The 20855-nt window shown below is 40.5% G+C and carries 14 protein-coding genes, 1 other RNA gene, 3 pseudogenes and 1 other annotated feature; of the genes and pseudogenes, 11 read left to right on the top strand and 7 right to left on the bottom strand.

Annotation, left to right across the window (positions count from 1 at the left end; translation table 11 throughout):
• Positions 1–3 precede the first annotated feature (3 nt).
• Positions 4–1284 (bottom strand): N-acetylmuramoyl-L-alanine amidase family protein, encoded by a 1281-nt coding sequence (locus LFLEISCH_RS04430; RefSeq protein WP_007473438.1) that lies wholly within the window; start codon positions 1282–1284, stop codon positions 4–6.
• Between the two features lie 152 nt (positions 1285–1436).
• Positions 1437–1657, top strand: a binding site (T-box leader).
• Positions 1658–1707: 50 nt separating this feature from the next.
• Between LFLEISCH_RS04430 and hisS the strand changes: the two are divergent.
• Positions 1708–3018 (top strand): annotated as a pseudogene (hisS, locus tag LFLEISCH_RS04425) (histidine--tRNA ligase).
• Positions 2985–4754 carry an aspartate--tRNA ligase gene (gene aspS, locus LFLEISCH_RS04420; RefSeq protein WP_007473436.1) on the top strand — a complete coding sequence of 590 codons (1770 nt, stop codon included), beginning with the start codon at positions 2985–2987 and terminating at the stop codon, positions 4752–4754. Before hisS ends, aspS begins: the two are co-directional and overlap by 34 nt.
• Before the next feature lie 82 nt (positions 4755–4836).
• Here the strand turns inward: aspS and LFLEISCH_RS04415 are convergent, their stop codons facing one another.
• The 3 genes from LFLEISCH_RS04415 to LFLEISCH_RS04405 form a co-directional block, all read right to left on the bottom strand.
• On the bottom strand, positions 4837–5217 hold the full coding sequence (locus LFLEISCH_RS04415; protein WP_007473434.1) for a hypothetical protein: 381 nt from the start codon (positions 5215–5217) through the stop codon (positions 4837–4839).
• Positions 5218–5345: 128 nt separating this feature from the next.
• Positions 5346–5714: a P-II family nitrogen regulator gene (locus tag LFLEISCH_RS04410; protein WP_007473432.1), complete on the bottom strand. Its 369-nt coding sequence runs from the start codon at positions 5712–5714 to the stop codon at positions 5346–5348.
• Between the two features lie 15 nt (positions 5715–5729).
• Entirely contained in the window at positions 5730–6935 is a 1206-nt protein-coding gene (locus tag LFLEISCH_RS04405) for an ammonium transporter (RefSeq protein WP_007473430.1), read from the bottom strand.
• 300 nt (positions 6936–7235) lie between these two features.
• Between LFLEISCH_RS04405 and LFLEISCH_RS04400 the strand changes: the two genes are divergently transcribed.
• Together LFLEISCH_RS04400 and LFLEISCH_RS04395 are read left to right on the top strand one after the other, a co-directional pair.
• On the top strand, positions 7236–7841 hold the full coding sequence (locus LFLEISCH_RS04400; protein ID WP_007473428.1) for a TetR/AcrR family transcriptional regulator: 606 nt from the start codon (positions 7236–7238) through the stop codon (positions 7839–7841).
• A gap of 93 nt (positions 7842–7934) precedes the next feature.
• Positions 7935–10077 (top strand): annotated as a pseudogene (locus LFLEISCH_RS04395) (MMPL family transporter).
• Between the two features lie 30 nt (positions 10078–10107).
• Here LFLEISCH_RS04395 and cymR read toward each other — a convergent pair.
• A complete protein-coding gene (cymR, locus tag LFLEISCH_RS04390) occupies positions 10108–10530 on the bottom strand; it encodes a cysteine metabolism transcriptional regulator CymR (RefSeq protein ID WP_007473423.1) in 423 nt (140 codons plus the stop codon).
• Between the two features lie 123 nt (positions 10531–10653).
• Between cymR and LFLEISCH_RS04385 the strand changes: the two genes are divergently transcribed.
• The 7 genes from LFLEISCH_RS04385 to recD2 all read left to right on the top strand — a co-directional run bounded on the left by LFLEISCH_RS04385 (position 10654) and on the right by recD2 (position 18536).
• On the top strand, positions 10654–11958 hold the full coding sequence (locus LFLEISCH_RS04385; RefSeq protein WP_007473421.1) for a replication-associated recombination protein A: 1305 nt from the start codon (positions 10654–10656) through the stop codon (positions 11956–11958).
• 43 nt (positions 11959–12001) lie between these two features.
• A non-coding RNA gene (gene ssrS / locus LFLEISCH_RS14965) (6S RNA) lies at positions 12002–12191 on the top strand.
• A gap of 115 nt (positions 12192–12306) precedes the next feature.
• Positions 12307–13470, top strand: coding sequence for a cysteine desulfurase family protein (locus tag LFLEISCH_RS04380; protein WP_007473419.1), 1164 nt, complete (start codon positions 12307–12309; stop codon positions 13468–13470).
• Positions 13467–14585, top strand: coding sequence for a tRNA 2-thiouridine(34) synthase MnmA (mnmA, locus tag LFLEISCH_RS04375; RefSeq protein WP_007473417.1), 1119 nt, complete (start codon positions 13467–13469; stop codon positions 14583–14585). Before LFLEISCH_RS04380 ends, mnmA begins: the two co-directional genes overlap by 4 nt.
• Before the next feature lie 118 nt (positions 14586–14703).
• Positions 14704–15432, top strand: a complete 729-nt coding sequence (locus LFLEISCH_RS04370; RefSeq protein ID WP_007473416.1) for an alpha/beta hydrolase — start codon at positions 14704–14706, stop codon at positions 15430–15432.
• Between the two features lie 12 nt (positions 15433–15444).
• Positions 15445–16113 (top strand): tetratricopeptide repeat protein, encoded by a 669-nt coding sequence (locus LFLEISCH_RS04365; RefSeq protein ID WP_007473413.1) that lies wholly within the window; start codon positions 15445–15447, stop codon positions 16111–16113.
• Positions 16114–16142: 29 nt separating this feature from the next.
• On the top strand, positions 16143–18536 hold the full coding sequence (recD2, locus tag LFLEISCH_RS04360) for an SF1B family DNA helicase RecD2 (protein ID WP_007473411.1): 2394 nt from the start codon (positions 16143–16145) through the stop codon (positions 18534–18536).
• A gap of 14 nt (positions 18537–18550) precedes the next feature.
• Here recD2 and pieS read toward each other — a convergent pair.
• Positions 18551–20053 (bottom strand): annotated as a pseudogene (gene pieS / locus LFLEISCH_RS04355) (two component system sensor histidine kinase PieS).
• Complete coding sequence (gene pieR / locus LFLEISCH_RS04350; protein ID WP_007473406.1) at positions 20050–20739, bottom strand: two component system response regulator PieR; 690 nt, start codon at positions 20737–20739, stop codon at positions 20050–20052. Before pieR ends, pieS begins: the two are co-directional and overlap by 4 nt.
• Positions 20740–20855: the final 116 nt, after the last annotated feature.

Below are 20855 nucleotides of genomic sequence, written 5' to 3'. Positions count from 1 at the left end.
TTTTTAATTGGCGAAGTAATTTGCTAAGCCTTCTGTTACGCCTTCAGCAATTTGAGTGCGGTAGGAACTGGAATTAATATTATTTTCATCTGCTTTTGAACTTAAATAGCCAAGTTCAAGTAAGACAGCAGGTTGTGAATTTTCCCGAACAACATAAAAGTCGCCAACGCGTGCGCCGCGATTCGTAGTTGGAAGGGTATTTCCTAAGCTTTTATTAATACTTTTCGCAAGACCTTTATCAGCACTACTATAATAGTAAGTGGTTTGCCCGCTTACGTTTTCGTCCTCATTCTCTAAACTATCAAAGTGAAGGCTGACAAAAGCATCAGCGTTATGTTTAGAAGCCACTTTTGTACGACCACGTAAAGAGATATATTCATCATGATCACGTGTTAGAATGACTTTGGCGCCTGTTTGTTCAAGTCGCGTTTTAATGGCTTTCGCCGTTTTTAAGGTTGCTTTCTTTTCAATTGTGCCATTTGCGCCTTTAGCACCCGGGTCATTTCCCCCGTGGCCAGGATCTAAAACGATGGTCGCTTCAGAAAGCTTAGTTGTTTTTGACTTAGTCGGTTTTTCGCTCTTCGTTCCAACATCTACTACCCAGTTCGCAACATAACCTGTTTGTCCTTTTGTTGTTTGAACTTGGTACCAGTCGCCTTGCACACCTTGAATTTCATAGGAGTTGCCAGAGTTTGCTTTTTCGATTACTTGCCCGCTTAAATCAGGCTTGCTTCTAATGTTCGTAGAATCGTCACGGATTGTTAAACTTTGTAAATCAGATTGATCCACTTTGGTTGTGGATTCGCGAATGGTTATGTAACTCGCATTAACCCAAGCATTTTGTCCTTTGTACTGGATTTGAGCCCAACCATTTTGTTCACTCACGACATTAATTTGGTCGCCAGTATTTAATATACCGAGGGAACTACTGTCTGTTGACGGTTTTGACCGGACATTTAAGCCATCTTCAGAATTGACGATAGCCACACTGTTACTCGCTGCACTCACATCGGTATTTTCAACGAGCCAACTTGCTACCCAACCGCTATTGCCGTTATCTAATCGGACTTTATACCATTTGTTTTCTTCTCCAATGACACGAAGTACTTCTCCTTTTCGGACTTGACTCGTAACGTCATACGCCAGTCCCGGACCGTTTCTCACGTTTAAAACTTCAGCCTGAACGCGAACTGCATTCGCATTTGCCATTGCAATTGTTGTAATAATCCCTGCTGCAATGAGTAACGCGGATAAAACGGTTATAAATAAAAATTTATTTTTCACTAAATGGTTACACCACCTTTATTAACTTCTTCAGGTCATTAAAATGTTACCATAAAATGCGCTTTCTTGAAACCGTTAACTGCCATTTTTTGAAAAAAGAAAACGATATTGACTTTGTTGGCTTTTTTTAGTACTCTAGAAATAATTCATATTTTAAACTGATGACAAAGAAAAGTACAAAAAATCCCTCCCATAAAAGAGAGAATTTCATTCGCTGAGAGAAATTCATGGTGATACTTTTTGGAAAGACACTTTCGAGGTTTTGATCGAAATAAGTAGGTCGAAACGTATTCCGGCGTTAACGGAAGAGCGGGAATTTTAAAATTCCAATTAGGGTGGTACCACGGGTGAATCTACATCTCTCGTCCCTTGTTTTCGAACAAGTGACGAGGGATTTTTTATTATAAAAAAGGAGGAAATGTGATGAAAATTCAATTACCACGAGGGACACGAGATATTTTACCTGAAGAGGTACAAAAATGGCATTTTCTTGAAGATAAATTTCGTGAGATTTGTGAGAACTATCGTTACGCAGAAATTCGTACGCCAATTTTTGAACATACAGAGCTTTTTGAGCGCGGTGTAGGCGACTCGACAGATATTGTGTCAAAAGAGATGTATACATTTCACGATAAAAAAAATCGCAGTTTGACTTTACGTCCAGAAGGAACGGCATCGGTTGTGCGGGCATTTGTTGAACATAAAATGTTTGGTGATGTGAATCAACCTGTCAAGCTCTATTATAATGGTCCAATGTTCCGTTATGAACGTCCTCAAGGTGGGCGCCAGCGTCAGTTTACGCAAATTGGCGTGGAGGCAATTGGGAGTTTTGATCCTGCGATTGATGCAGAAATCATTTCACTTGCGATGAACTTTTTTCATTCTATTGGTCTTAAAAATATTTCTTTAACGATTAATAGTCTAGGCGACAAAGAAAGTCGTTTAAAGCATCGGGAGGCGCTTATCGCGCATTTTGAACCACGTATTGATGAATTTTGTTCAGATTGTCAAAATCGTCTGCATAAAAATCCGCTTCGTATTTTAGATTGTAAAACGGACCACGAACATCCGCTTGTCGCCACTGCGCCTTCTATTTTAGATTTCTTAAATGAAGAATCTCGCTTTATTTTAGCCAAGTAAAAGGCTTTTTAGAGGCTATTGGAATTCCGTTTGTTGTGGATCCAACACTTGTGCGAGGGCTTGATTATTATAATCATACTACTTTTGAAATTATGAGTGAGGAAGAGGGCTTTGGGGCTAAAACGACATTATGTGGCGGCGGTCGTTACCATGGTCTTGTTGAGGAATTTGATGGACCTGCTACGCCTGGGATTGGTTTTGCAATGGGCGTCGAACGTGTCTTGCTCGCGCTTATGGCGGCAAATATTACTATTCCGAAAGATAAGGCATTAGATTGTTATGTGATTGTCGCAAGTGAGGCGGCGGAGCTTGAAGCAGTTAAATGCATAGATAGTCTTCGCCGTGCGGGAATTAGCGCGGACAAGGATTATCAAAATCGTAAATTTAAGGCACAAATGAAAGATGCCAATCGTAAAGAAGCAAAATACACTGTGATAATAGGTGAAGATGAGCTGAAAACAGGAAAATATCCGTTTAAAAATATGGAATCGGGCGAACAAGTTTTAGCATCTGTTAAAGAAATCGTTCAACATTTCGAAAACGCTTAAGGAGGAAAAAATATGGAGAAAAGAACCGCATATTGTGGAGAAATAACAGAAAAATTTATTGGTCAAGAAGTCATTTTACATGGTTGGGTACAAAAACGTCGTGATTTAGGAGGGCTTATCTTTGTTGATTTGCGTGACCGCGAAGGGATTGTACAAGTCGTTTTTAACCCAGAATTCTCTCTTAGTGCCCTGCAAGTTGCTGAGTCGATTCGTTCAGAATTTGTTATTACTGTCAAAGGAAAAGTAGCAGCGCGCGATGAATCCGTTATTAATACTAAAATTGCGACTGGGAAAGTGGAAATTGTTGCTTCAGAGGTTACGATTTTAAATCGTTCGAAAACACCTCCGTTTTATATTGAAGATGGGGTGAATGTTTCTGATGAATTACGATTAAAATATCGTTATTTAGATCTTCGTCGACCTGAAATGGCTGAGACTTTTAAAATGCGTCACACGGTCACACGTGTTTTCCGTGAAACTTTAAATAAACAAGGTTTTTATGATATTGAAACGCCTTATTTAACTAAAAGTACGCCTGAAGGGGCTAGAGATTATTTAGTACCAAGTCGTGTTTATCCTGGGAGTTTTTATGCCTTACCGCAGTCCCCACAAATTTTAAAACAGCTTTTAATGACAGCTGGTTTTGACAAGTATTACCAGATTGTTCGTTGTTTCCGCGATGAAGATTTAAGAGGCGACCGTCAACCTGAATTTACTCAAGTTGACCTTGAAACTAGCTTTTTATCCAAAGAAGAAATACAGGCCATAACAGAAGAGATGCTTGTAAATGTGGTGCAAGAAGCAAAAGGAATAAAGGTACAAACGCCATTCCAGCGTATGACCTATCATGAAGCGATGGCTCGTTTTGGGAGTGATAAACCGGATGTACGCTTTGGTTTAGAGCTTGTCATGATTTCGGATATTGTGCGCGACGTACCGTTTAAAGTATTTACATCTGCTATTGAAGCGGGTGGCGTTGTAAAAGCGATTAACGCGAAACAAGCAGCAGATAAATATTCACGTAAGGAAATTGATGCACTTGGCGAATTTGTTGGTACTTACGGTGCTAAAGGTCTGGCTTGGCTTAAAGTAGAAGAAAATGAATTAAAAGGGCCGATTGCGAAATTTTTCGATGAGGCTAAACAAGTGGAACTTCGTGCTGCACTTGGGGCGGAAGCAGGGGACTTACTTCTTTTTGCAGCCGATAGTGAGTCGGTTGTAGCAGCTTCTCTTGGTGCCTTGCGTGTCAAACTTGGTAAAGAATTAGAGCTTATTGACGAGAGCGAGCTTGCCTTCTTATGGGTAACAGACTGGCCGCTATTTGAATATGATGAAGATGCGAATCGCTATGTTTCCGCGCACCATCCTTTCACTTTACCAAGAGCAGAAGATATTCCTCTTTTGGAAGAAAAACCGGAGAAAGCGATGGCAGAAGCCTATGATATTGTCCTTAACGGCTATGAAATTGGTGGCGGATCTTTACGTATCTATCAAAAAGAAGTGCAACAAAAAATGTTCCGCGCGCTCGGTTTTACAGATGAATCAGCTGAAGAACAATTTGGTTTCTTAATGGACGCGCTTGATTACGGCACGCCACCACATGGAGGTATCGCCCTTGGCCTTGACCGCATTGTAATGATTTTAGCCGGAAAAACAAACTTACGTGATACAATTGCATTCCCTAAAACAGGAAGTGCTGTTGATCCACTTACAAACGCGCCTGGTGAAGTAAGCCTTGCGCAACTGGATGAACTAGGTTTAAACATCCAAGAAAAAGAATAAAAAGCAGCGGACAGACCTGTCCGCTGCTTTTTTATTTAGCGCAATGAAAAAGTGGAGCAAAATTAAATTTCACTCCACTTTTTTAAAATCCTGCCGTAATGGCCTCGATGTTAGCTACTTTTATATCATTAACGAGGAGACCTTGGTTTGCTTCGTTTTCCCAGAACGGGCCTTTTAATTTTTGCGAAGCTTCTTTGCTAACTTTATTTTTATTGTAGAAAGTCGCTTCTACATTATAATGATTACCCTTTTTGACTGTTTTCCACATTTCTTTCGAGAGCGGTAATGTTACAACTTCATCACCAGCGCCGTCAATAGTGCCACTAACAGTATAATCCGCTGCTTTTTTAGTGGGTGTGAAGTTAAAAGTGATATCCACTTTTGAATCCATATGTTGATAATAAAAATATCCGCCACCAATTAGCAAAACAGCGATGATGGTAAAAATGGGAATCTTACGCATAAAATGAGCTCGCGCCTCCAATCTAAATACATCTCACTATCAATTATAGCTGTATTCCTCTTTTAGTAAAGGGGAAAAGGCAATTTCTCATGATTTTTTTAGAAAAGGAGGGATTTATTTGGCTAATTTTAATTTTGTGATGGAGAATCTTGAAGCGCATCTTGTCCAGTTTCGCCTGTGCTAATTTTAATGACCTCGCTAAGCGGATAAATAAAAACTTTCCCATCGCCTGGTTCACCGGTCCTAAGAGTCGCTTCAACGACACGTAAAACACTTTCTACTGGAACCGTACTGACAACAATTTCAATTTTCATTCGTTCATGAATATTATTCTCTTTCTTTTTTCCACGATATAACTCGATAAAGCCTTTTTCTAAACCAGTTCCTAGCGCTTTGGTTACCGTGAGACCACTTACGCCAATTTTGGCTAGTTCTTTTTGAAAAGCTTCAAAACGGTTAGGGCGCGTAATAATTTCAATTTTCGTTAAATTTGTCATGGTAGAACCTCCTTTTTAATCCTGATAAGCTTTTTCGCCGTGAAGGGTTAGGTCGAGCCCTTTATATTCTTGCTCCTCACTCACGCGAATAGGTAGAAACAGTTTAATAAGTGAAACAATGATGATTGTTGCAATCACAACAAAGACGATAGTGATGGAAATAGCGGCTAGTTGTTTAAGAAGAAGAGCGGGATTTCCGTAGAATAATCCGTTTGCTCCGGCCTCGTTAATTTTAGTTGTTGCAAATAAGCCGGTAGCAATGCCGCCCCAAATACCGCCAATGCCGTGAAGGCCAAAAGCATCAAGCGCGTCGTCATATTTGATTTTCCCTTTTAGCCAGTATACGCCCCAAAAGCAAAGGGCTCCGCCGAGGAATCCGATGAGCATAGAGGCAGGTACGGTGACAAAGCCAGCTGCTGGTGTGATGGAAACGAGTCCGGCGATAGCACCAGAGATTGTTCCAAGCATGGTAGGACGTTTATTTGTTAACCATTCCACGAGGCACCAGCCGATGATGCCGGCAGAAGCAGCAGTATTTGTATTAACAAAAGCAGCCATGGCAACATTATCAATTGTGAGGGCGCTACCTACATTAAAACCGTACCAACCGAACCAAACGAGAATACCACCGATTAGAGCAAGCGGGAGGTTATGCGGAGAGGCTGTATCCACTTCCTTCCGTCTTCCGAGCATGATAGCGAGCACAAGACCTGTAGCGCCAGAACTGATATGAACCACATTTCCGCCTGCAAAATCAAGCGCACCTAAATTCCGTAGAAAACCGCCATCTCCCCATACCCAGTGTGCAACAGGAGAATAAACGAGTAACGACCAAAGAATAATAAAAACAAGATAAGCCGCAAAATTCATACGTTCTGCAAAAGCACCTGAAATAATAGCAACTGTTAAAACAGCAAAAGTCATTTGAAACATCATAAATAGAATGTGAGGAATCGAATCACTATATAAATCGTTAGGCAGGAATCCAACTTGGTTTAAAAAGCTCCAGTCAAAACTACCAATAAAGCCGTTATTTGGTGCGAAGGCAAGGGAGTAGCCTACAATTACCCAAAGAATAGATATAACTGCCATCGAAGCAAAACTATACATCGCTGTACTTAAAACATTTTTTCTTCTAACCATTCCACCATAGAACAAAGCAATTCCTGGTGTCATAAGCCAAACTAACAACGTACAAAAAAACATAAACACAGATTCCATAGCCAACTCTCCTTTTATGTTAGATAAACTAACATTTAATAATTCATTTATGCCACTATAATACATAAAAAAAAATAGAATTGCAAGACTTTTTTTTAAAAATCAACAAATTTTGTTAGATTATCTAACAAATAACGCTTTCAATTTGACATTTGGAAATTGGATTTGGAAGAAAAAATAGCTTTTTCTAGAAAATCATGTTAGTTTTAACCAAAAAACTATCAGGGAGATGAAAAAACCTTGTTTGATGACTTGGAATGATGATAGAATAAAACTATCTAGGGAAAAGGAGCGTTTGACATGGTGAAAAGAAGTCGTGCGGAAGAATTTTTGATAACGCGGAAAAAAATCTTAGATGCTAGTCGAGATTTATTTATGGAAAAAGGTTATCGGAGTGTGTCAACGCGTGAAATTGCTGTTATCGCTGGCATTACACAACCAGCGCTTTATCATCATTTTAAAGATAAGGAGATGCTCTATCTGGAAGTTGTCAAACAGCTTACAACGAGTATCCAAGCTGACATGAGTGAGTTAACTGAAAAAAACTTGCCCCTTGAAGAAAGCTTAAACGAGATGGTTGTTATGTTAATTGAGAAACATCCCACCAATATTTTACTGATGATTCATGATATTTTAAATGAGCTAAAAGAAGAAAATCAATTTTTACTCTATACACTTTGGCGTGATACGTATTTGCGCCCTTTTGAACGTGTTTTTGAACAATTTGAAGAAAAAGGTGAGCTGCAATCTGGGATAAGTGCTTTACGTGCGGCACGTTTTTTCCTATCCGCAATCAGCCCACTTTTCTCAGAAATGAGCAAATTTGAAACGGCCGAACCAACAAGTGTTCGAGTAGCAGAAACCATTGATTTTATTTTGTTTGGGCTATGCAAAAAAGAGGTATAATGTACTATCTCTTTTTTTGGAGCAAATTTATCGAATGATAAGTGAAATTATGCTATTCTATTTATCGATTGATAAACGAAGGGGGAACAGAAAATGCATCACTTTTTGGAAAAAATAGCGGATGGAGTTGGAGGTAAGAAAGGGCGTTTTATAACACTTACGATTTGGATACTTGCTGTCATTTTATTACAGCTCTTTTTACCAAGCGCAAATGAGTATAAGGATGATGCAGCAAGCGATCTTAAAGCTAGTGAACCATCTGTTGTAGCGGATAAAAAGATAAAAGAATATTTTGGCTCTCAAGCAGGTACGCCGTTACTCATCACATGGTACAGTCAAACAGGACTAACGAACGAACAACTAGGAGAGATTCAAAGCTTGAATGCCTCGCTAACGAAAAAACCTGTTGCGAGCCAAGAAGCGACCATTCCAATTGAGAAAATGCCACCCATTGTGCTAAAACAACAACTTTCAAAGGATCAAACGACTTTTATTCAAACCATTTTAATGGATGAATCAGCCACAGCTGACGAACTTAAAACGGGTATGGATGAAATCGAAACGCGTGCGGAAGGGATATTTGGTGAGAACCCTTTTAATAAAAAAGTAACGAATACAAGCGATCTTGTTGCACGGACTACAGGGCCAGCAGGGATAAGTGTAGATGCAACGGGGCTTTTCCAAGATGCGGATGTTTCGCTCCTCATTGCAACAGTACTGATTGTCTTAATTATTTTACTCGTCATTTATCGCTCACCCATCTTAGCGCTAATCCCACTTATCGCAGTTGGGTTTGCCTATTTGATTATTACACCACTACTCGGCTTTTTAGGGGAACAAGGCTTTATAACATACGGATCACAAGGACTTTCCATAATGACCGTTCTCTTATTCGGGGCGGGGACCGATTACTGTTTATTCCTTATCACCCGTTATCGTTCCGTTTTACGCCATGAAGAAAACCGCTTTAAGGCTTTCAAAGTAGCGTTTAGTGGTACGGCGGGCGCTATTTTACTTAGTGGACTGACGGTCATGATAGCCCTCTTAATGCTCCTTGCCGCACAGTACGGTTCATTTCATAATTTCGCGATTCCGTTTAGCCTTGCTATTTTGATTATGCTGATTTCGTCGCTTACGCTTGTCCCGGCTTTACTTGGGCTCTTTGGCCGCGTTTCGTTCTGGCCTTTTATCCCGCATCCAACTAAAAAACATAAAAAAGAGAATCAATTTTGGAACCGTGTTGGGAAACTTGCGACGAAACATCCCATTATCGTGACCGTTTTGGCACTTTTGATACTCGGAGGAGCGGCTCTTCAAACGACCAATGTTGCTTACACATATGATACATTATCTACTTTCCCAGAAGACATGCCCTCACGCGAAGGTTTTAAACTCATAAGCGACCATTACGGCGCTGGTTATTTGGCAAAAGTAGAAGTGCTTGCCGAAAATCCAACAGATAACCTCAAACAAGAATTACAAAACATAAAAAGGCGTTCAAACCGTTAGCTTTCCAGAAAAAAGTAAAGAAAATAGAAACATAGTAAAATACGATATCGTTCTAAGTATGAACCCGTATAGTAACGAGGCCATGAATTTAATTCCTAAAATCAAAAAAGTAGGCGGGGAGGAAGCTACAAAAGCATATGTAGCAGGTCAAACTGCCGCACAATATGATAGCAGGGCTGTAACCGAGCATGATGAAAAAGTGATTATTCCACTTGTCATTGCGCTTATAAGCATCCTTTTACTAACTTATTTGCGCTCGCTGACAGCAACTCTCTATCTCGTCTTGTCCGTTTTAATCTCCTATGCTTCAGCGATTGGTCTTGGCTGGCTCATTTTACATCACGGTTTTGGCGTAACGGCTATTTCAGGCCTCATACCGCTTTACGCGTTTGTATTTATCGTCGCGCTCGGCGAGGATTATAATATCTTTATGATTTCTAGTATTTGGAAGAACACAAAAAAATGGCCGCTACGAAAAGCCGTTCAAGAAGGTGTCCACCAAACAGGTGGCGTCATCACATCTGCAGGTGTCATTTTAGCCGCTACCTTTTTAGTGTTGACCACATTACCTATTAATCTGCTCGTTCAATTTGGACTCATTACAGCAATTGGTATTTTACTTGATACATTCCTCGTTCGACCGCTACTTGTACCAGCTGTTACAACGCTATTTGGCAGATGGGCGTTTTGGCCGGGTAAGAAATATAAAACCGTGTCCAAGGACTAAAAAAGAACCCCTTTTCGGAGGGGTTCTTTTTTAAATATAAAACATATAACCGTCATCAGGTTCGCTTTTACTTTCATTCGCGAGTAAATCAGCTAAGGTTGTATTGTCTAAAACGTTTCTGACAGCATCACGCATAATGGTCCATAGTTCGCGCTGTGCGGCCTCTTCATCTTCCATACTTTCCACTAATACAATAGGGCCTTCCAATGTGCGAATAATATCTCCGGCAGTAATTTCACTTGGATCTGCATTTAAAATATAGCCTCCGTGCGCACCGCGAATACTTTTGACAATGCCGGCATTACGCAAGGGGCCGATTAATTGTTCTAAGTAGTGCTCTGAAAGATTCTTTTTCTCCGCAATACTGCGAAGGGAAGTAGGTCCCGTCCCGATTTGGCGCGCGAGTTCAAGGGTAATCGTTAAACCGTAACGCCCTTTTGTTGTGATTTTCATTCTTAAACCTCCACTATTCCGCTAGACTTTATTTAGATTCATTATAACGGAAGTTCTAAGTGCACGCAACGAAGTCACCGCGTATGATATAATAGAGACAGAAATAGAGGAGGAAGAGAGTTTATGGCTATTCAACCTTTAGCTTACCGAATGCGGCCACGTAATTTAGATGAAATCGTAGGTCAAAGTCATTTGGTTGGAAAAGATAAAATTATTTATCGAATGGTAAAAGCAAAACAGTTATCATCCATGATTTTATATGGTCCGCCCGGTATCGGAAAGACATCTATCGCGAGCGCTATAGCAGGTAGTACGAAATACGCTTTTCGGACATTAAACGCGGTGACAAATAATAAAAAAGACATGGAAGTGGTGGCGGCAGAGGCCAAGATGAGTGGTACGGTTATTTTACTTCTTGATGAAGTGCATCGTCTTGATAAAGCCAAACAAGATTTTTTATTGCCCCATTTAGAAAGCGGTGCGATTATTTTAGTTGGCGCCACAACGAGCAATCCATATATTGCCATTAACCCAGCCATTCGTAGTCGAACCCAAATTTTTGAATTAAAACCGCTATCCGTTTCAGATATTGAAAAGACAATTGACCTGGCGCTTTCTGATGCGGAACGGGGACTTGGTGAATATGAAGTTGAATTGGACAAGGACGCTAAAACACACTTTGCAACAGCAAGTGGTGGAGATGTACGTAGCGCGCTGAATGCGCTCGAGCTTGCTGTCGTCTCGTCAGAACCGACTGATACAGGAAAAATTCACGTGACACTTGAGATTGCAGAAGAGTGTTTACAACGAAAAAGTTTGGCGCACGATAAAGATGGGGACGCGCATTACGATGTCTTGAGCGCTTTTCAAAAATCGGTGCGGGGAAGCGATGTGAATGCGGCACTTCATTACATGGGGCGTTTAATTGAGGCGGGGGATTTAGTGAGTATTTCAAGGCGTTTACTGGTGATGGCGTATGAGGATGTGGGTCTTGCAAATCCGGCAGCCTGTGCGAGAACATTATCGGCCATTCAAACAGCCGAAAAAGTAGGGTTCCCGGAAGCGCGTATTCCGCTTGCGAATGCTGTCATCGAGCTCTGTTTATCGCCTAAATCCAATTCTGCGATTATGGCGATTGATGCCGCCCTTTCGGATATTCGAAAAGGTGTAAGTGGTGAAGTGCCTGATCATTTACGTGATGGGCATTATTCTGGGGCTGAAAAACTCGGCCGAGCAATTGACTACAAATATCCCCATAATTTTGAGAACGCCTGGGTGAATCAACAATATTTGCCGAATGCGCTCAAAAATAAAAAATACTATGAACCGAAAAAAAACTCGAAATTTGAACAGGCATTTGCTACGGTTTATGAAAAGATTAATCAAAATAAAAAGGGCGAAAAAAAATTAAAAAATAAAGTCCCTTAAATTGAAAAAATACTTTAGATATGCTATCCTAATGTTAATAAAAGAAACCCTAATGTATTCGTTACAGTGCCATATATTTTTGAACCGAACAATTATGATTACCTTGGGAGCTTGGCGTTCAGACGCAGCGCAAATGCCTTAACACGAGGACTTGCAACCCGCCTGACAGAGCACCCACCTGTTTTTAAGCAGGTTCAAAGGGAGGGACTCCAAACGGTACGATTGGGGTTTCTTTTTGTCTTTTAGCCACTAACTATTTGTAAGGAAGTCAGCTTGATTTCGCTACTAATAGTTGTTACAATAAGAAACGATTAAAGGCTTTATGCCGAAAAAAGGAAGAGATATGCGATGGAAAATAAAATTTATCTAGACCATGCTGCAACGAGTCCGATTCATCCTGAAGTGGTTCAGACCATGCTTGGGGTTATGACAAATGATTACGGAAATCCGTCAAGCATCCACTATGCTGGGCGTTCTGCTCGCAAAACGCTTGATGAGGCACGTTCAAAAATGGCGGGCCAGATTGGGGCGGATGAGCGAGAGATTATTTTCACAAGCGGTGGTACAGAGGGCGATAATACGGCTATTATTGGTACAGCGCTTGCGAATCAAAAGCGTGGGAAGCATATTGTTACATCGCAAATCGAACATCACGCGGTTTTAAAATCGTGTATGTATTTGGAATCTCTTGGTTTTTCGGTGACTTATTTGCCTGTTGATGAAAATGGCCTTGTACGCGTTTCAGACGTGCGTAAAGCGTTACAGGAAGATACAATTTTAGTAACGATTATGTACGGGAACAATGAGGTGGGGACGATCCAACCGATTGCTGAAATTGGGGAACTTTTAAAGGAACATCAGGCGGTATTTCATACGGATTATGTTCAGGCTTTTGGGCTTGTGCAGATGGATGTTAAAACGCTTGGTGTAGATTTGCTTTCTGCTTCGGCGCATAAAATTAATGGTCCACGTGGCACAGGTTTACTGTATGTGAAACAAGGAACTAAACTAGAGTTTCCGTTTCACGGCGGTGAACAGGAACGTGCGCGTCGTGCGGGGACGGAAAACTTGGCTGGTATTGCGGGTTTTGCTAAGGCCGGCGAATTAATGGCAGCGAATCGAACGGAGAAAATAGCAGAATACGAGGAATTTAAGTCCACTATGGTCGAAATTTTCACCCAAAATGAACTTGCTTTTGAAGTGAACTGTGCAAATGGGCCTAGTTTGCCGCATGTTTTAAGTGTGCGTTTTCACGGTGTTCAAGTAGAGCAGCTTCTTATGAATTTGGACATGGAAGGGATAGCTGTTTCAAGTGGTTCTGCATGTACGGCGGGTACAGTAGACCCGTCACATGTGTTAGTGGCCTTGTTTGGTGAAAATCATCCTGGTGTAACGGAAACGATACGGATTAGTTTCGGTCTCGGTAACACCTATGAAGAAGTAGTGCTAGCGGCGAGTAAAATCACAGATGTGGTAAGTCGCTTAGTCAAACGGAAGGAGCAAAAGGCGTGACAACAAAAGAAAATAAAGATATTCGTGTAGTGGTAGGGATGTCAGGCGGTGTTGACTCTTCTGTAACAGCTTATTTACTGAAAGAGCAAGGCTATGACGTTATAGGTATTTTTATGAAAAACTGGGATGATACGGACGAGTTTGGTGTCTGCACGGCAACGGAAGATTACGAGGATGTCATTCGCGTTGCGAACCAAATTGGGATCCCTTATTATGCCGTTAATTTTGAAAAAGAGTATTGGGACAAAGTGTTTACGTATTTCCTTCGTGAATATAAGCTTGGCCGGACGCCTAATCCTGATGTGATGTGTAATAAAGAAATCAAATTTAAGGCGTTTTTAGAACATGCTGAAAGTCTTGGAGCAGATTATGTGGCAACAGGACATTATGCTCGAATTAGTCGTGAAAATGGTGAAATTAAATTACTGCGTGGTGTAGATCGTAATAAAGACCAAACTTACTTTTTAAATCAATTATCAGAGGAACAATTGTCCCATGTAATGTTTCCACTTGGTGAGATGGAAAAAAGTGAAGTGCGTGCGATTGCACAAAAAGCGGGTCTTGCAACGGCTAACAAAAAAGATTCAACAGGAATCTGCTTTATTGGCGAACGCAACTTCAAGCAATTTTTAAGTGAGTATTTACCGGCTAAACCAGGAGAAATGAAAACTCTTACGGGTAAAAAAATAGGAAAACATGATGGCCTGATGTACTATACTATTGGCCAGCGCCACGGCTTAGGTATTGGCGGTGACGGTGAACCTTGGTTTGTGGTTGGAAAAGATTTAAAAGAAAATGTCCTTTTTGTTGAACAAGGTTTTCATCATGACAGTTTATATTCGAATTCCCTTGTTGCAACCGACGTTTCGTTTACATCGAATAAAGTGCGAGAAAAACATTTTACCTGTACGGCTAAATTCCGTTACCGGCAAGAAGATTCTGCTGTAACGGTACACTTGCGGGATGATAATACGGCAGAAGTTGTATTTGATGCACCTGTCCGGGCCATTACGCCTGGGCAAGCAGTCGTTTTTTATGACGGCGAAGAATGTATCGGCGGAGCAACCATTGATGCAGTTTGGAAAGCAGATAAGCCGTTAGATTATGTAGGTTAAAAATTTAAAACAGGAAAGTCGCAAATTTGACGGCTTTCCTGTTTTTTTATAGTGATATCGTTATTTTTTAGCCCAAATATGGTAAAATATGAAGCGAACGAATGAAATGAGGGTGATTATGAAAAAGATTATTGGTTTTTCAAGCGTAGTGATTGTTTTAATTTTAATTGTTTGGGGCTATTTTTACTTTAATACGGCACCAAGCGAAGTAGCGGAAAAAGCTGCGAATTCAAGCAAAACGGTTGATGTGTTTGAGGAAAATAATACGCTCATTTTTGAACCGAAAAAGTCTCAAGCGAAAACAAGTGTGATATTATATCCGGGTGCGTTTGTAAATGCACTGAGTTATGCGCCACTTGCAAAAGAGCTTGCGGATGCTGGACATAAAACCTATGTGGTGGAAATGCCTTTTGACTTAGCTGTTTTTGGGAAAAATAAGGCAGAAGCGATTATGAATGAAAACGATGGTGAACAGTTTGTCATTGGTGGTCATTCTTTAGGTGGGGTTATGGCGGCAAGATATGCACATGAAAATAAGGCAGATTTAAAAGGGGTCTTTTTCTTAGCCAGTTATCCGGATAAAAAAGGTTCTTTAAAGGGAAGCCATCTTCCCGTTTTATCGATTACAGCAACAAATGATGGTGTACTTAATTGGAAAAAGTATAATGAAAATAAAAAATATTTATCGAACGAAACGACTTTTCTTAAAATAAAAGGTGGAAATCATGCTGGTTTTGGTTCATATGGGAAACAAAACGGAGATCGTAAAGCGAGCATTTCGAAAAAAGCGCAGACCGATGAAACGGCAACAGCTATTATCAATTGGTTGGAAAATACGGGAAACTAGAAGGAGATTAGGATGGATAAAAATAGAGAAGGTATTAAACTGATGCAAGAAGGAAAACTAGAAGAGGCTGTTAAAATGTTTACGGAAGTCATAGAAGAACATCCAAACGACCCGGTTGGTTATATTAATTTTGGCAATGTGCTCCTTTCGATGGACGATTTCGAACGCGCAGAGCTATTCTTTAAACGTGCAGTAGAACTAGATGAAACGGTGCCCGCTGCTTTTTATAGCCTAGGGACGCTTTATTTTGAACTAGAGCGTTACGGAGAAGCCACTCGGGCTTTTCAAAATGCCATCAAACAAGGGATGGAGAATGCCGATGTATTTTTCATGCTTGGTATAAGTTTAGTCAACACCGATCAAATTACGTTAGCACTCCCTTATTTATTACGGAGTACAGAACTGAATCCAGAAGATGCAGAAGCTGTTTTTCAGTACGGTATTGCGCTCGCAAAAGAAGGGGTTTACGAAGAGGCCGTGATTCAATTGGAGCGAGTGCTTACATTACGAAAAGAAGATGCTGATGCGCTTTATAATTTAGGGGCTGTGTATTTAACATGGCAAGGCGATATTGTGACTGCAAAAAGATATTTTGAACGTGCCGTAAATGTGGATTCTAATCATATGCTGGCACAAAACGCGCTTGTGGCTATTTCAGATTTAGAGAAAAGTCAGGAATAAGCGTTTTTTTCTAAGGAGGGGTGAAAAATATGGAGACTCAAGATTCGCTTGCGCTTTTTCAGCCGGAAAATGATGAATGGTATATGAAAGGCACTGTGATGTCGACTATTTTTCACAATCCGGATAATTTATTTTCAGTGGTGCGTCTTCTTGTGAAGGAAACGAACACGACTTGGGATGAAAAAGATATTATTGTGACGGGGGTTTTTCCAAAGTTACATGAGCAAGAAGTGTATATGTTTTACGGGAAAATTACAGAACACGCTAAATTTGGTGAGCAATTTAAGGCGGAAAAATTTAGAAAAGAGATGCCGCAAACGAAAGCGGGCATTATACAATATTTATCAGGAGAGCTTTTTAAAGGCATTGGAAAAAAGACCGCGGAAAATATTGTGGACGTGTTGGGAGAAGACGCGATTTCCATTATGATGGCGGATCCGGACCGACTAAGTGACGTACCGAAACTGCCTAAAAATACAGCGGATACGCTTATTAATACTCTCAGGGAAAATCAAGGGCTAGAGCATGTGATGATTGGGTTAAATGAATACGGATTTGGCCCACAACTTTCTATGAAGATTTTTCAAGTGTATAAAGAACGCGCGTTAGATATTTTAGAAAAAAGTCCCTACCGATTGATTGAAGATGTCAAAGGAATTGGCTTTGGACGGGCGGATGAATTAGGGAGGAAATTAGGGCTTGGTGGTGCCCATCCTGAACGAATTCGCGCAGGGATTTTATATGTTATGGATGCAGAATCGATTCGAAATGGTGATGTTTATTTAGAGCGTGAAAGTTTAATTCGTTCGGTAAAGAACTTGCTTGAGGAAAGTGATCACACACCTGTTGACGAGGAAAATATTGACCGAGAAATCACCTATTTAAGTGATAGTGATAAAATTATCATTGAAAATTCGCGCATTTATCTACCTTCTTTATATTTTGCAGAGAATGGCTTTGCTCATCATATTAAACGACTAATGAGTCAAACGGAATATGCCGAACAATTTCCAGAATCGGAATTCTTACTTGCGCTTGGTGATTTAGAAGAGCGGATAAGTGTATCCTACGGCGAATCTCAAAAAGAAGCGCTCCAAACGGCACTTCAGTCGCCGATGCTCGTTTTAACAGGTGGGCCGGGTACTGGGAAAACAACGGTTATTAAAGGGATTGTGGAGCTGTATAGTGAATTAAATGGAGTAAGTCTTGATCCGCATGCCTATAAAGATGGGAATAAATTTCCTGTTTTACTTGCGGCACCAACTGGTCGGGCGGCAAAACGGATGAGTGAGTCCACAGGCCTTCCGGCGATGACCATTCACCGTTTGCTTGGTATGAATGGCCAAGAACAACTAGATGATGATTCGGAGCGGCTCATTGAAGGGCGGTTACTCATTGTGGATGAGATGTCCATGGTGGATATTTGGTTAGCTAATCAATTGTTCCGGGCGCTTCCAAGTCACATGCAAGTCATTTTAGTTGGCGATAAGGATCAGCTTCCATCTGTTGGACCTGGGCAAGTTTTAAAAGACATTTTAGATTCTAAAATTATTCCGACGGTTGAATTAACGGATATTTATCGCCAAGAAGATGGATCTTCGATTATCGAAATGGCGCATGATATTCGGGAAGGTTTTTTACCACAAGACTTCACGAAAAATCGCAAGGATCGTTCGTTTTTCCATTGCCATGTTAACCAAATTGCGGAAGTGGTGGAGCAGGTTGTGCAAAACGCGAAATCGAAGGGTTTTCGTGCGAAGGACATCCAAGTTTTAGCCCCCATGTATAGGGGCCCTGCAGGAATTAATGTCCTAAATAAAAACTTGCAAGAAATCTTTAACCCAAATGATTCGGGGAAAAGGAAGGAAGTTACGTTTGGGGAAGTGAAGTATCGTGTAGATGACAAAGTGCTTCAACTCGTCAATCAACCCGAAAAAAATGTGTTTAACGGCGATATTGGTGAAGTGGTCTCGATTATGTATGCGAAGGAAAATACGGAGAACCAAGATATGATTGTTGTGCTGTTTGATCAAACGGAAGTCACGTATTACCGGCAGGAGTTTAATCAACTTACGCATGCGTATTGTTGTTCCATTCATAAAGCACAGGGGAGCGAATTTCCGATTGTGATTATGCCGGTTGTTCGTAGCTACTACCGCATGTTAAGACGAGATTTACTTTATACGGGGGTAACGCGAAGTAAGCAATTTCTTATTTTATGCGGTGAGGAAGACGCTTTTCGAATGGGAATTGAGCGGACAGACGAGACGAAGCGCCAAACGACACTTCTTGAACGCCTCACATCGGATGAGGCACTTGAGCTTGTGAGTAGCGTGAAGCGACTTACGGAAGATAATATGGCGGATATTGACCCGATGATCGGAATGGAGGATGTAACACCGTATACGTTTATGTCTGCGTAGTGGGTTAAGGCCCGTTAACAAAAGGAAATTAAAAATCCAGTCAAGTCCATTTATAAATGGCTCATTGACTGGATTTTTTTAAACATCGTTATCTCCGTAAAAAGGAAGGCGAATCGTAAAGGTTGAACCGCAACCCGGCTCGCTTTCAGCTGTCACACTACCTCCGTGAATTTCTACAAGTTGTCTCACAATCGAAAGTCCGATACCAGATTCACCAAAAGCAGTGTTGGTGCGCGAAATATCTGCCTTATAGAATCGTTCCCAAATTTGTTCAAGTTCTTCTGTGTCCATTCCGATACCTGTATCGTGAATTTGCAAAATAGTCTCTTTATAATCCTTATAGCCACGAAGCGTAATCGTCCCATTTTCAGTGAATTGAATACTGTTTTTCACGATGTTCATGACAATTTGCGTTAGTCGGTCATAATCAGCATACACCTCTAAATCAAGCGGCGCATCAACAATGAGTTTATCCTTTTTCTTACTGGCTAAAGGCTCTAACTGTTCACTAAGCAAATCAAGAAAAGCATGAACACCGAATTTTGTTGGGTATAAAACGATTTTATTCGCCTGAATACGCTCATAGTCCAAGTTTTCATTCACCAGTTTAGTCAGTCGTTTAGCTTCCGTATCAATTAACTTGATAGCACGACTTGTTTCACTTTTAGGAATAACATCACTCACAAGGCCTTCTGTTAGGCCGCTAATCGTTGTGAGTGGTGTGCGCATTTCATGGGAAACATCTGTGATAAACTGTCGTCTGCGGCGCTCTTGTCGCTCGATTTCTTCGCGTGATTCCGCTAAATTTTCCGTCATAAGGTTAAAATCGTGCGAAAGCTCGCCAATTTCATCCACATTATTTTCTTTTAGCCGCGTCTCATAATCCCCACGCGTCACACGCTTCGTTGCGTCACGCAGTTTATTAATTCGATTGACTTGAAGCTTCGACATAAGGAAACTTAAAATCAAAGCTACCAGAATGGAAATCAGAATCGTATAGAACATATACTGATTAATCGTCCCAACCACTTTTTCAGTCCCACTAATCGGAGCATTTAAAATAACCGCGCCCAAATAGGTTTCGCCGTTCATAATAGGCACATAAACCACAGACATTTCCTGATTAAAACGACTGTCCACTTTAATCGTCACGGTTTCACCTTTTTTTTAATTTTTTTCATATCCGCGTCTGAAATTTTAAAATCAGGTGGGAGTGGACGACTTGAACTCGGAAAAATCGTCTGATTCTCATTATTCATAATCGTATAATGAATATTATTCACATCTAAAATGCGCTGGTAGGAATTTAATACCGAAACCGTTTGATTTCCCGGCGAATATTTAAGGTCATTAGAAATCGTATCCCCGTATTTAGTTAAAATACCCACTTGTTCCTCAAAAAAATAATCTTTTAAAAAATGCGAAATGGATAGCCCAATCATCAAGCAGGCAATGAGTAAAATGACAAATTGCGTTAAAAATAATTGGTAAATATATTTAAATTTCACGCTCATCATTCCGTTTCATCGAATTTATACCCCACACCCCAAATCGTATGTAAAAAAGGGTGGTTTTCCGTAGCAATCTTCTGACGAAGGCGTTTAATATGCACATCCACCGTCCGTTCATCACCATAAAATTGATAGCCCCATACACGTTCTAAAAGCTGTTCACGTGAGAAAACTTGGCGAGGGTGTTGCATTAAAAAGTATAATAAATCAAATTCTTTTGGCGTCAGCGCCTCTAATAACTTACCTTCATAGAAAATTTCACGTGTTGTTTTACTAATTTTAAAATAGGTAGTTTGTAAAATGGAATCCCCCGCATCATTTGAATGGGATGCAGTGCGGCCACGACGAGCCACCGCTTTAATACGTGCCATTAAGGTAAGGGGACTAAACGGCTTTGTAACATAATCATCCGCCCCAATTTCAAGTCCTAATACTTGGTCGGATTCGGATTCTTTTGCCGTTAAAATGATAATCGGAACATCGCTTGTCTCACGAATTTTTTTACAAATTGTCATCCCGTCCATACCCGGCAACATTAAATCGATAATGATCATATCGAAATCTTCTCTTAAAAAAGTTTCATAGCCTCGTTTGCCATCATGAATAAATGTCGCCTCTATATTTTCTTTCATAAAAAACATTTCAATCATCTGACAGACACTTTCGTTATCTTCAATCATGAGTAATCTCACTAAAATCCACTCCTCTTACAATAAAATTAGCTCAAAAAAATAAAATTAGCAAGTATTTACGGAAAGTTTAAAATCTCTATCATACTTTGTTCATATTTCGTTCATACTCTTAAACT

It is taken from the genome of Listeria fleischmannii subsp. fleischmannii LU2006-1, from assembly GCF_000344175.1.
GTDB classification, from domain to species: Bacteria; Bacillota; Bacilli; order Lactobacillales; family Listeriaceae; genus Listeria; species Listeria fleischmannii.
The sequence above is the reverse complement of the archived record's forward strand: the minus strand, read 5'-3'. Positions and strand labels throughout refer to the sequence as shown.

Coding starts and splice junctions, on each gene's coding strand:
- aspS (WP_007473436.1), top strand. CDS start 2,985: ATGGAGAAAAGAACCGCATATTGTGGAGAAATAACAGAAAAATTTATT.
- LFLEISCH_RS04415 (WP_007473434.1), bottom strand. CDS start 5,217: ATGCGTAAGATTCCCATTTTTACCATCATCGCTGTTTTGCTAATTGGT.
- LFLEISCH_RS04410 (WP_007473432.1), bottom strand. CDS start 5,714: ATGACAAATTTAACGAAAATTGAAATTATTACGCGCCCTAACCGTTTT.
- LFLEISCH_RS04405 (WP_007473430.1), bottom strand. CDS start 6,935: ATGGAATCTGTGTTTATGTTTTTTTGTACGTTGTTAGTTTGGCTTATG.
- LFLEISCH_RS04400 (WP_007473428.1), top strand. CDS start 7,236: ATGGTGAAAAGAAGTCGTGCGGAAGAATTTTTGATAACGCGGAAAAAA.
- cymR (WP_007473423.1), bottom strand. CDS start 10,530: ATGAAAATCACAACAAAAGGGCGTTACGGTTTAACGATTACCCTTGAA.
- LFLEISCH_RS04385 (WP_007473421.1), top strand. CDS start 10,654: ATGGCTATTCAACCTTTAGCTTACCGAATGCGGCCACGTAATTTAGAT.
- LFLEISCH_RS04380 (WP_007473419.1), top strand. CDS start 12,307: ATGGAAAATAAAATTTATCTAGACCATGCTGCAACGAGTCCGATTCAT.
- LFLEISCH_RS04370 (WP_007473416.1), top strand. CDS start 14,704: ATGAAAAAGATTATTGGTTTTTCAAGCGTAGTGATTGTTTTAATTTTA.
- LFLEISCH_RS04365 (WP_007473413.1), top strand. CDS start 15,445: ATGGATAAAAATAGAGAAGGTATTAAACTGATGCAAGAAGGAAAACTA.
- recD2 (WP_007473411.1), top strand. CDS start 16,143: ATGGAGACTCAAGATTCGCTTGCGCTTTTTCAGCCGGAAAATGATGAA.